A 10994-nucleotide genomic window follows, 5' to 3' on the forward strand; every position below is an offset into this window, starting at 1 on the left:
TGAAACATTCTCGAAACATCGGCCCGACCGTCCGGGAGAACTCACCATGCGGATTCCACGCTTCGCCCTTGCCGCCACGCTGGCCGCGGCCCTCGTCGTCACCTCGTGCGCGGCACCCGACGCGGTCGAATCCCCGGCCGGCGGGTCCTCGACTCCCACGTTGACCAAGGACGAGGCCGCGGCCGCGCTCCTGCCCGACCCGATCAAGAAGGCGGGGACTGTCCGGGTCGCCTCGGGAGTGAGCTTCCCGCCGATGGAGTTCTTTGCCGCTGACAACAAAACGGTGCTCGGGTTCGACGCTGACCTCGGTGCGGCGCTCGGGCAGGTGCTCGGCGTCAAGTTCGAGTTCCAGAACACCAACTTCGACGGGATCATCGGCGGTCTGAACGCCGGCCGGTACGACCTGGCGCTGACCAGCATGATCGACAAGAAGGCCCGCCAGGAGACGGTGGACTTCGTCGACTACCTGAACTCCGGTGTCACCTTCATGGTTGTCAAGGGCAACAAGAACGGTTTGAAGGAGAAGAAGGATCTCTGCGGGCGCACGGTCGCGGTGGAGAAGAGCGCGACCGGCGATCTGACCGCTGACGACATCGCGAAAGAGTGCAAGCTGACCAAGCTGCCGTTCCCGGATCAGGCGAGCGCGGTGCAGGCACTCCAGTCCGGTCGCGCGGACGCCGTACTGGCTCTCGACCTGACGCTGGCCTACAACGTGAAGCAGACGCCGGACGCGTTCGAGATCGCGAGTAAGCCGTTCGACACCCTGCCGGTCGGCATCCCGGTGCCGAAGAACAACCCGAAGCTGCGCGACGCCGTACAGGCCGCATTGAAGAAGGTGATCGAGAGCGGCACGTACGACGCGTTGCTGGCGAAGTGGAATCTCACCGACCAGGCGCTGAAAGACGCGCCGATCAACCAGGGCAAGTGAGATGAGCGCCGCCGACGAACCGATCGTCAGGCTCCGGCATCCGGGCCGCTGGGTCGCGGCCGCCGTGATCGTCTTCCTGCTGGCCGTGTTCGTGCACTTCGTGGCGACCGCGCCGAAGCTGCGGCTCGACCTGGTGGCCGGGTACCTGTTCGAGAAGTCGATCATGCTCGGCCTGGTCAAAACGCTGCAGCTGACCGTGATCGCGATGCTCGTCGGTGTCGTGCTCGGCACGATCCTCGCGGTGATGCGGCTGTCCGAGAACCCGGTACTGCGATCTGTTGCCGGAGGCTACGTTTGGCTCTTCCGCGGTACGCCGATCCTCGTGCAACTGCTGTTCTGGTTCTTCCTCGGCACCGTCGTACCGCAGATCAGTATCGGACTGCCGTTCGGTGGACCCGACCTGGTCAGCTGGCCGACGAACACCGTGATCACCCAGTTCACGGCCGCGATTCTCGGGCTCGGACTGAACGAAGCGGCGTACATGGCCGAGATCGTCCGGGCCGGCATCGGTTCGGTCGACTCCGGTCAGCGCGAGGCGGCCGAGGCGCTCAGCATGAGTCCGTGGATCACCTACCGGCGCGTGATCCTGCCGCAGGCGGCCCGGCTGATCGTGCCGCCGACAGCCAACCAGACGATCTCGATGCTCAAGCTGACGTCGCTGGTGCTGGTGATCGGGCTGCCCGAGCTGACCACGACCGCGCAGCTGATCTACGGCCGCAACTTCCAGCAGATCCCGCTGCTGATCGTGGCCAGTCTCTGGTACCTCGTCCTGACCACGATCCTGACCATCGTCCAGAACCGGTTGGAGAACCGCATGAGCCGTGGAGTGCTCCGATGATGGTCGAGGCGGTCAACGTGCGGAAGTCGTTCGGCGACGTCGAGGTGCTGAAGGGGATCGACCTGGCGGTCGGGGCCGGCGAGGTCGTGTCGCTGCTGGGTCCGTCCGGTTCCGGCAAGAGCACGTTCCTGCGCTGCATCAACCATCTCGAGCGGATCGACGGCGGCGAGATCAGTGTGAACGGCGAACTGGTCGGCTACCGGCGCCATGACGGTCGCAAGTATGAGCTGCGGCCGCGAGAGACCGCAGCGGCCCGGCGGCACGTCGGAATGGTGTTCCAGCGGTTCAACCTGTTCCCGCACCGCACCGCCGTTGAGAACGTCATGGAAGCACCTGTGTTCGTCAAGCGGGAGAACCGAGCGACTGCACGGCAGCAGGCACTCGATCTGCTCGACCGCGTTGGCCTGGCGGACAAGGCTGCGGCTTACCCGGCTCAGCTGTCTGGCGGTCAGCAGCAGCGCGTGGCGATCGCCCGTGCGTTGGCGATGCGGCCGACGCTGATGCTCTTCGACGAACCGACCTCCGCGCTCGACCCCGAGCTGGTCGGTGAGGTCCTCGAGGTGATGAAGGGCCTTGCTGCCGACGGGATGACGATGATCGTGGTCACGCACGAGATCGGCTTCGCCCGGGAGGTCTGCCACCGGGTGGTCTTCATGGACGGCGGTGTCGTTGTCGAGGCCGGCCCGCCCGCGCAGGTGCTCAGCAATCCCAGTCACGCCCGGACCCGGACCTTCCTGCAGAAAGTGCTCTGAGATGACCGATAACCAAGGCCCAGTCGACGCGACCAGGATCCCCCGGTACGGCGGCCCGCCCACGTTCGCGCGGTTACCGCGGATCGACGAGGTGGAGCGCGCTGATGTCGCAGTGATCGGCGTACCCTTCGATTCCGGGGTCAGCTATCGGCCTGGCGCGCGTTTCGGGCCGGGGCACATCCGGGCGTCGTCGAAACTGCTGCGTCCTTATAACCCGGTGCAGGACGTGGAGCCGTTTGCGCTGCAGCAAGTAGCCGATGCTGGTGACATCGCGTGCAACCCGTTCGACATTCTCGAAGCGGTGCAGCAGATCGACTCGGGTGTGCGTGAGGTGATCGGGTTCGGCGCGAAGCCGTTGACGATCGGTGGCGACCACACGATCGCGCTGCCGCTGCTGCGGGTGATGCACGAGGCGCACGGGCCGATCGCGGTGGTGCACTTCGACGCACACCTGGACACGTGGGACACGTACTTCGGTGCACCGATCACGCACGGTACGCCGTTCCGTCGCGCATCTGAGGAGGGGCTGATCGACCAGACTGCGTCGCTGCATGTGGGGATCCGCGGCTCGCTGTATTCGCGGGAGGATCTGACCGACGATCAGGTGCTGGGGTTCCAGGTGATCGGGGCGCATCAGTTCGACGACCATGGGTGGCGTGGGGCGGTGGACCGGATCAAGGCGCGGGTTGGTGATCGGCCGACGTACGTGTCGCTGGATATCGACGTACTGGACCCTGCGTTTGCGCCGGGGACGGGGACGCCGGAGGCGGGTGGGATCACCAGTCGGGAGTTGCTGCAGATGCTGCGGGCTTTTGCCGAGCTGAATCTGGTGGGGGCGGACATCGTGGAGGTGGCGCCGGCGTACGACCACGCTGAGGTGACTGGGATCGCGGCTGCGCATGCGGCGTACGAGTTGATCAGCGCGATGGCGCCGCGGACCGATGGCTGAGGCGGTGACGGGCGGCGCAGCCGTCGTGGACAGTCTGGTGGCTCAGGGTGTGCGGCATGTGTTTGGCATTCCGGGTACGCACAATCTGGAGATCTACCGGTATTTGCCATCGTCGGGGATCCGGCACATCGTGACGCGGCATGAGCAAGGCGCGGGGTACGCCGCCGACGGGTACGCGCGGGTGACGGGTGGACCGGGCGTGCTAATCACCACTTCGGGACCAGGGATCACAAACGCGATCACTGCTCTCGCAACGTCGTACGCCGACTCGGTCCCGACGCTCGCGATTTCGCCAGGCCCGCCGCGGGGGACGGTCGGGAAGGACATCGGTTGGCTGCATGAGCTCAAGAACCAGCAGGGCGCACTGGACGTGGTCTGCGACCGAAGCATCCGCGTCGAGAACGCCGACGAACTGCCGGAAGTCATCGCAGACATCTTCGCCGGGTTCATTTCGAGGCGCCCGCGACCGGTGCACCTGGAAGTGCCGGTCGACGTCCTGGAAGGCAAGTGGGTACGCCGCACCGTCGCCGGACCAACCGCGGTTGAGGAGGCGGGGTTCGCCGCACCATCTGCGGTTGGGGTGGCGGGGTTTGCGGAGCCGGCCGCGAGTGAGGTGGCGGCGATCGGGGCGGCGTTTGCGGGGGCTCGGCGGCCGTTGCTGATCGCGGGTGGTGGGGCACGGGGTGCGGCCGCGGAGATCCGCGCGCTGGCGGCTAACGGCGTACCGGTGCTGACTACCGTGAACGGCAAGGGGGTTATCGACGAATCGGATCCGGTTGCGCTGGGGGCGTCAATTCGGTTGCCGGCGGCTCATCGGGTGATTGCCGAGGCCGACCTGGTGGTTGCCGTGGGCACCGAACTCGGGGACTCGGATCTGTGGGGTGGTGTCGCGCAGGCCGCCAAGGTGGTCCGCATCGACGTCGATCCGGACCAGCTGCACAAGAACCTTCGTGCTGACCTCGCGGTGGTGGGTGATGCGCGTCGGGCGCTCCAGTTCACCACCCAGCAGTTCGACACCGCGCACGTGAGCGAGTGGCAGAAGGCGATTCGGGCTGATGCTGACCGGGATGCCGGGCCGTGGGCGGCGATCCAGGACTCACTCAAAGCCGCGCTCCCGGCCGACACCGTGGTCGCGGGCGACAGCTCACAGGTCACGTACTACGGGACTGTCCACTACTGGCCGTTCACGACCACCAACCGGCTGCTGTACCCGACCGGCTACGCGACCCTCGGCTACGGCCTACCGGCTGCGATCGGTGCGAAGGTCGCACAGCCGGAACGTCCGGTGATCGGGCTGTTCGGTGACGGCGCCGCGATGTTCACCATCCAGGAGCTCGTCACCGCCACCGAACTCCGCCTGCCGCTCCCGATCGTCGTGGTCAACAACGGCGGCTACGCCGAGATCCGCGAACAGATGGTCGACCGCGGCATCACCCCGCAAGCAGTCGACCTCTACCAGCCCGACCTACCCGCCATGGCCCGCGCGATCGGTGCGTACGGCGTCGAGGCGGAATCGGCCGCCGTACTGGGTGAGCTCGCTGCCCAGGCGCTCACCGCGGACCGCCCGACCTTGATCCATCTCGCCATCGACGGGAGCACCACGTGACCACCCTGAGCAACGTCATCGGCGGCGAGGCCACGACGTCCGCGGAGTCGATGGAGTTTGTTGATCCGGCCACGGCGCAGGTGATTGGTACGGCGCCTCGGTCGCGCACGGCCGAGGTGGATTCGGCGGTCCAGGCGGCAGACGAGGCGTTCCGGGGCTGGCGGCGTACGACGCCTGGTGAGCGGCAGCGGGCGATTCTCGGGCTGGCGGATCTGGTGGAGCGGCACGCGGATGAGCTCGTCGAGTGCGAGGTCCGCAACACCGGGAAGCCGCGGAAAGCGACGCGAGAGCTCGAACTCCTCCCCTGCGTCGACCAGTTGCGGTTCTTCGCCGGTGCGGCCCGGGTACTGAGCGGGATAGCGCAAGCAGAGTACGAAACCGGCTTCACCTCGTCGGTACGCCGGGAGCCGGTCGGCGTGGTCGCGCAGATCACCCCGTGGAACTACCCACTCATGATGGCGATCTGGAAAATCGCACCGGCGCTAGCGGCCGGGAACACCGTCGTACTGAAGCCGGCCGACACGACGCCCTGGAGCACCATCAGGCTGGCTGAGCTGGCGCAGGAGGTGTTGCCGCCGGGGGTGCTCAACGTGGTGTGTGGCGATCGGGACACCGGACGGCTGCTGGTCACGCACCGGCGGCCGGACATGGTGGCGATCACCGGCAGTACGCGGGCTGGTGCCGAGGTGATGGCTGCGGCCGCGCCGACGCTCAAGAACGTCCACTTGGAGCTGGGTGGGAAGGCGCCGGCGCTGGTGTTCGCTGACACCGACCTGCGGCGGACGGCCGAGGAGATCGCGTTCACGGGGTTCTTCAACGCCGGGCAGGACTGTACGGCCGCGACACGTGTGCTGGTCGAGCAATCGGCGTACGACGAGTTTGTCGCCGAGCTCAGCGCCGCAGCGCGGGCCAGCCGGGCGGGGGCGCCGGATGAGCCGGAGGTGGCGTTCGGGCCGCTGAACAGCGCGGATCAGAAAGGCAGGGTCGAGGAGTTCCTGACCGGGCTGCCCGCGCACGCGGAGATCGTGGCCGGTGGCACCGGCCGCGGACCGGGCTACTTCCTGGACGCGACCGTGATCGCCGGGGCGCGGCAGGATGATGACGTGGTCCAGCGGGAGATCTTCGGGCCGGTACTGACCGTGCAGCCGTTCAGAGACGAGGCCGAGGCGATCCGGCTGGCGAACGGTGTCGACCTCGCGCTGGCCTCCAGCGTCTGGACCACCGACCACGGCCGCGCCACCCGCCTGGCCGCCGAACTGGACTTCGGCACGGTCTGGATCAACTGCCACCAGCTCCTGCCGGCCGAGCTACCGCACGGCGGCTTCAAGCAGTCCGGTACCGGCAAGGACCTCTCGGTCTTCGGGCTCGAGGACTACACCCGCCTCAAGCACGTGATGAGCGCCTGGTCCTGAAATGCGTGAAGGCCGCGCTCCCAGGGGAACGCGGCCTTCAGCGGAGCTCTAGCGGCGGGGCCGCTTGTTGAACTCGTCGACGAAGTCGATGCGCAGCGACTGCTCGGCGCTGAGCGCTCCGACGACCGTGCGGATCGCGGTGGCGGTCCGGCCGTTACGGCCGATCACCTTGCCGATGTCGTCGGGGTGCACGTGCACCTCGAGCGTCCGGCCGCGGCGCAGGTTACGGGCCCGGACGCTCACGTCGTCCGGGTTGTCCACGATGCCTCGGACCAGGTGCTCCAGCGCCTCGGTCTCCATCACCGTCAGGCCTTGGCGTCGTCGGCGGCCGGAGCCTCGGCAGCGGCCTCGTCAGCCTTGGAGGCCTCGTCGGCCTTGGCCTCAGTGGCTTCAGCCTTCGGGGTCTCGTCCTTGGCAGCGGCCTTCTTCGCCGTCTTCTTGGCGGTGACGGCCTCGGTCTTCAGCGTGCCGTGGGCCTCGGCCAGCGCCTCGTTGAAGATCTCCTGCTTGTCCCGCTTCGGCTCCTTGACCCGCAGCGGGGCCGGAGCCTCCAGGCCCTTGAACTTCTGCCAGTCACCGGAAGCCTTGAAGATGGCCTCGACGGCCTCGGTCGGCTGCGCGCCGACGCCCAGCCAGTACTGCGCCCGGTCCGACTCGACGTGGATGAACGACGGCTCGGCCTTCGGGTTGTACTTGCCGATCTCCTCGATGGCGCGGCCGTCACGCTTGTTGCGGGCGTCCATCACGACGATGCGGTAGTGCGGCGCACGCTTCTTGCCGATGCGCTTCAAACGGATCTTGACTGCCACGTTTGCGGGAACTCCCTTGGGATTACATGTCTGGGTGAGCAGCACGGCGTCGTGGGGACAACGAGTAACCGCTCGAATGGGCCGAGCCAGGCCGTGGAGTTAGAGGGCTGCACAAACCTGGACGGACTCAGCCAACCATTCTGCCAGATACCCCCACCCACCACCCAATCCACTCCCTCAAGACTCCTCGCCGCACCCACCTCGCCGTCCCCGCCCCGTCCCCTTCCCGCCCCCCTCCCCCCAAAGGTGGGTCCGCCGCTCTTTGTGCACCCACGCCATCTTTGGGAACCCACCGACCACTCTGAGCCCGCCGAAATGATCGGTGGGTACACAAAGTCGCGCCTCGCGCACAAAGAGCAGGCAACCCACCTTTGGGCGCGATTTCGGGGGCGGGAGCGGGGCCGGGGCGGGAGCGAGGGCCGGGGCGGGAGCGAGGGCCGGGGCGGGGCGGAGGTGGGGTGGGGAGGGGCGGGTCAGGGGCGGAGGTAGGTGAGGTCGGGGAGGTGGGTGGTGTAGGCGTCGAGGAGGTGGCCGGCGGCGGTGACCGAGTCGACGAGGGGGTGCCAGGCGAAGGCTCGGAGGGCGGCGGAGCGGGAGGTGGTGGTGGCGGCCTCGATGGTGGAGCGTTCGACGGCTTTGACGGCGGTGACCAGGCCGGCTTGGTGGTCGGTCAGTTGGGAGACGGCTAGCGGGAGGGCGCCGTTGGCGTCGACGGTGCAGGGGATTTCGACCACGGCGTCGTCGTCGAGGTGGTGGAGGATGCCGCGGTTGCGGACGTTGAGGATGAGGGAGGCGCGTTCGTTGTGGGCGATGGCGCGCATCAGGGAGAGCGCGACTTGTTCGTAGCCGCCGGCGGCCATGTCGCGTTCGTCGCGTTCGCCGGCGTCGGCGACCTCGCGACTCTCCACCATGTACGTCGATTCGCGCTCGGCGCGGGTCTTTTGCCACAGCTCGAGCGCCTGGTCGGGGTGCTGGGTCGTCTCGGCGTAGAACGCGGACTGCTGCTCGAGCAGGAACGTCCCGCGGGTCTGCCGGACAGCCTGTACGGCGGCCAGCGTCTCGCGCGCGAAGTAGTAATAGTGCAGGTACTCGTTCGGAATCGAACCGAGGGACCGCAACCAGTCCACCCCGAACAGCCGCCCCTCCTCGAAGGAAGTGAGCTCCTCCGTGGAGGTCAGCAACTCGGGCAGCCGGTCGACCCCACCGGACCGTAGACCGCGCAACCAACCCAGGTGGTTCAGCCCCGCGTAGTCGTAGAACGCGGTCGCCGGATCCACGCCGAGTGCGAGCGCCGCCCGCCGGCCGAGACCCGAGGGTGAGTCGCAGATCCCGATCACACGGTCACCGAGGTACGGGATCATCGCCTCGGTCACCATCCCGGCCGGGTTGGTGAAGTTGATCGTCCAGGCCTCCGGCGCGACCGCCGCGATCCGCTGGGCGATCGCCGTCGCGACCGGAATGGTCCGCAGCCCATACGCGATCCCACCCGCTCCGACCGTCTCCTGACCCAGTACGCCGAGATCCAGCGCCACGCGCTCGTCGACAGTTCGCCCCTCGAGCCCGCCCACGCGAATAGCCGAGAAGATGAAGTCGGCACCACGCAATGCGTCGTCGAGGTCGGTAGTAGCGGTCACCACAGGCGGTTCCAGCACGCCGACCGCTTGCTGGCGGAGTACGGCGGCGATCGAGTCGAGGCGGGTTCGGTCGGTGTCGTAGAGGGTGACTTCGGTGATGCGGCCGGGGCCGTGGTCGCCCAGGAGGGCGTGGTAGACGAGCGGGACGCGGAATCCGCCGCCGCCGAGGATTGTCAGTCTCACTCCGTACCCACCTGTCGTAACGTCCGAAAGCACGCACCGCGTGCGAGGCTCATGCGAGCACCACTTGGGCGCCGGCTTCTGTTAGTTGGGCCCGGGTCGCCTCATCGGCGGCGGGCTCGGTGATGACCGTATGCAGTTCGCCGGGTTCGCAGACGCGGGCGACGCCATGACCGGGGAACTTGGTCGCGTCGGCGAGCAGGACGACCCGGTCGGCGGCCTGGATCATCGCGCGCTTCACCGGGACCTCGATCATCGTGCTGTCCATCACGCGGCCGTCGGGGCGGACCCCGCTCGTGCCCAGGAACAGCCAGTCGACGTGGATCTGCCGCAGGCTCTCCTCGGTCAGATACCCGACGAGTGAGCGATAGCTGCGTCGGACGAAACCGCCGAGGATGATGAGCTCGATCGACTCGTCGTACTGCAGCTCTTCGAGCACAGCAAGGTTGCTCGTGACAACAGTCAGTGATCGCCCGTGCAGATGCTGGGCGACGCGCAAGGCCGTGGTCCCGATGTCGAGCAACACCGACTCGCCGTCCTGAACCAGCTCAGCGGCCCGCCGCGCGATCCGGTCCTTCTCCGCGGCATGTACGGCGTTCACGTCGGCGAACGGCTCATCCCCGCCGTCGACGGCGAGAGCGCCGCCGTACACCCGGGTCAGCCGGCCCTCGTCGTGCAACTGCTCGAGGTCGCGACGGATCGTCGCCTCGCTGACGCCCAGGCGGGCGGCCAGCACCTTCACACCTCCGGCCCCGTCGGCCCGGAGTGCGCGCACGATCTCGTCCTGACGCTGCTTCGGCAACACATCACGACCGTATCACGCAAACTCTGTCATTTTCAGTCAGAGAGGTGATTGGGTATTGAAAACTTTGACGGTCGGGTTCAAGATTCACGCAAGAGTTTGATCAGACCTGCAGGAGTGTGGGACAGCTCATGAACGAGCTTGACGTGGTCGTATCAGGCCTGGTGTTCCAGGATCTGGTGCTCGGCCTGCCCACGCCCCCGCGGCCGGGCACCGAGGTCTGGGCGACGGATTCACACGAGACCCCCGGCGGGATCGCCAACTTCGCCGTCGCCCTCGCGCGGCTCGGCCTCAGGACCGGGATGGCCTCCGCGTTCGGCGCCGACGACCTCGGCGACCGCCTCTGGGATCGACTCGAAGGCACCGAAGGCATCGACCTCACCCTGTCCCGCAAGCTCGACGACTGGCCGACCCCGCTCACCGTGGCCCTTGCCTATGACAACGATCGGGCGCTGGTCACCCGCGGTACCACTCCCCCGCTGTCGGCCGACGACCTCATCAGTACGCCGCCCAGGGCCAAGGCCGTTGCCGCCCACATCGGCCCCTGGCCGAACGAGTGGCTGGCCAAGGCGAAGGCCGCCGGGAGTCTGGTGTTCGCCGACGTCGGCTGGGATCCGAGTGAGCACTGGGATCCCGCCGTCCTCGACCAGCTCGAGCACGTCGACGCCTTTCTCCCGAACGCGGACGAAGCGATGGCCTACACCCGTACGACGTCGCCCGGCGCGGCGCTCGAGTCACTCGCCACGAAGGTCCCGGTGGTCGTCGTCTCCAACGGCGCGCACGGGGCCGAGGCAATCGACGGCCGGACCGGCGAGCGCGTCGCCGTACCGGCCTTCTCAGTCCCGGCGGCGGACACCACCGGGGCGGGTGATGTGTTCGCCGCCGGCTTCATCGCGGCCACGCTCTGGGACCTGCCGCTCGCGCAGCGGGTCCGCTTCGCCGCCCTCACCGCAGCGCTGTCGGTCACCAAGCTCGGCGGCGCAGATGCCGCCCCGCGCTGGGAAGACCTCGCCCAGTGGCAGCGAGAACACCCCGAAGACCGGCACCTCGAAGCGCTGATCAGCGCACACTCAGGAAGGTAAGA

11 protein-coding genes are annotated in these 10994 nt (G+C 67.7%); 7 read left to right on the forward strand and 4 right to left on the reverse strand.

Annotated features, from left to right (window positions below; genetic code table 11):
- Window positions 1-46: 46 nt before the first annotated feature.
- From ACFTSF_RS23680 to ACFTSF_RS23705, 6 genes are read left to right on the forward strand one after another with little or no spacing between them, the layout of a single operon-like run.
- Entirely contained in the window at window positions 47-928 is an 882-nt protein-coding gene (locus tag ACFTSF_RS23680) for an ABC transporter substrate-binding protein (RefSeq protein ID WP_344155579.1), read from the forward strand.
- A 1-nt stretch (window position 929) separates the two neighbouring features.
- The gene (locus ACFTSF_RS23685; RefSeq protein ID WP_380155829.1) at window positions 930-1766 is read left to right on the forward strand and encodes an amino acid ABC transporter permease; all 837 of its coding nucleotides are present in this window, start codon (window positions 930-932) and stop codon (window positions 1764-1766) included.
- Window positions 1766-2518 (forward strand): amino acid ABC transporter ATP-binding protein, encoded by a 753-nt coding sequence (locus ACFTSF_RS23690; RefSeq protein ID WP_380156272.1) that lies wholly within the window; start codon window positions 1766-1768, stop codon window positions 2516-2518. Before ACFTSF_RS23685 ends, ACFTSF_RS23690 begins: the two co-directional genes overlap by 1 nt.
- A gap of 1 nt (window position 2519) precedes the next feature.
- Window positions 2520-3467 carry an agmatinase gene (gene speB, locus ACFTSF_RS23695; protein ID WP_380155830.1) on the forward strand — a complete coding sequence of 316 codons (948 nt, stop codon included), beginning with the start codon at window positions 2520-2522 and terminating at the stop codon, window positions 3465-3467.
- A complete protein-coding gene (locus ACFTSF_RS23700) occupies window positions 3460-5073 on the forward strand; it encodes a thiamine pyrophosphate-binding protein (RefSeq protein WP_380155831.1) in 1614 nt (537 codons plus the stop codon). The genes speB and ACFTSF_RS23700 overlap by 8 nt, the downstream gene beginning before the upstream one ends.
- Entirely contained in the window at window positions 5070-6485 is a 1416-nt protein-coding gene (locus ACFTSF_RS23705) for a gamma-aminobutyraldehyde dehydrogenase (RefSeq protein ID WP_380155832.1), read from the forward strand. The genes ACFTSF_RS23700 and ACFTSF_RS23705 overlap by 4 nt, the downstream gene beginning before the upstream one ends.
- Before the next feature lie 48 nt (window positions 6486-6533).
- Here the strand turns inward: ACFTSF_RS23705 and ACFTSF_RS23710 are convergent, their stop codons facing one another.
- From ACFTSF_RS23710 to ACFTSF_RS23725, 4 genes are all read right to left on the reverse strand, one after another.
- The gene (locus tag ACFTSF_RS23710; protein WP_344155841.1) at window positions 6534-6785 is read right to left on the reverse strand and encodes an RNA-binding protein; all 252 of its coding nucleotides are present in this window, start codon (window positions 6783-6785) and stop codon (window positions 6534-6536) included.
- A 5-nt stretch (window positions 6786-6790) separates the two neighbouring features.
- Window positions 6791-7294, reverse strand: a complete 504-nt coding sequence (gene rpsP, locus ACFTSF_RS23715) for a 30S ribosomal protein S16 (protein WP_380155833.1) — start codon at window positions 7292-7294, stop codon at window positions 6791-6793.
- 473 nt (window positions 7295-7767) lie between these two features.
- On the reverse strand, window positions 7768-9111 hold the full coding sequence (locus ACFTSF_RS23720) for a 6-phospho-beta-glucosidase (RefSeq protein WP_380155834.1): 1344 nt from the start codon (window positions 9109-9111) through the stop codon (window positions 7768-7770).
- Window positions 9112-9160: 49 nt separating this feature from the next.
- Entirely contained in the window at window positions 9161-9913 is a 753-nt protein-coding gene (locus ACFTSF_RS23725) for a DeoR/GlpR family DNA-binding transcription regulator (RefSeq protein ID WP_380155835.1), read from the reverse strand.
- A 128-nt stretch (window positions 9914-10041) separates the two neighbouring features.
- On the opposite strand from ACFTSF_RS23725, the gene ACFTSF_RS23730 reads away from it, so the two are divergent.
- The gene (locus tag ACFTSF_RS23730; RefSeq protein ID WP_380155836.1) at window positions 10042-10992 is read left to right on the forward strand and encodes a carbohydrate kinase family protein; all 951 of its coding nucleotides are present in this window, start codon (window positions 10042-10044) and stop codon (window positions 10990-10992) included.
- Window positions 10993-10994: the final 2 nt, after the last annotated feature.

This window comes from Kribbella sp. NPDC056951, assembly GCF_042674205.1.
GTDB lineage: Bacteria > Actinomycetota > Actinomycetes > Propionibacteriales > Kribbellaceae > Kribbella > Kribbella yunnanensis.

Bases quoted from the DNA above. Each gene is read 5' to 3' on its own strand.
- ACFTSF_RS23680 (WP_344155579.1), top strand. From the start codon at position 47: ATGCGGATTCCACGCTTCGCCCTTGCCGCCACGCTGGCCGCGGCCCTC.
- ACFTSF_RS23685 (WP_380155829.1), top strand. From the start codon at position 930: ATGAGCGCCGCCGACGAACCGATCGTCAGGCTCCGGCATCCGGGCCGC.
- ACFTSF_RS23690 (WP_380156272.1), top strand. From the start codon at position 1,766: ATGGTCGAGGCGGTCAACGTGCGGAAGTCGTTCGGCGACGTCGAGGTG.
- speB (WP_380155830.1), top strand. From the start codon at position 2,520: ATGACCGATAACCAAGGCCCAGTCGACGCGACCAGGATCCCCCGGTAC.
- ACFTSF_RS23700 (WP_380155831.1), top strand. From the start codon at position 3,460: ATGGCTGAGGCGGTGACGGGCGGCGCAGCCGTCGTGGACAGTCTGGTG.
- ACFTSF_RS23710 (WP_344155841.1), bottom strand. From the start codon at position 6,785: ATGGAGACCGAGGCGCTGGAGCACCTGGTCCGAGGCATCGTGGACAAC.
- ACFTSF_RS23730 (WP_380155836.1), top strand. From the start codon at position 10,042: ATGAACGAGCTTGACGTGGTCGTATCAGGCCTGGTGTTCCAGGATCTG.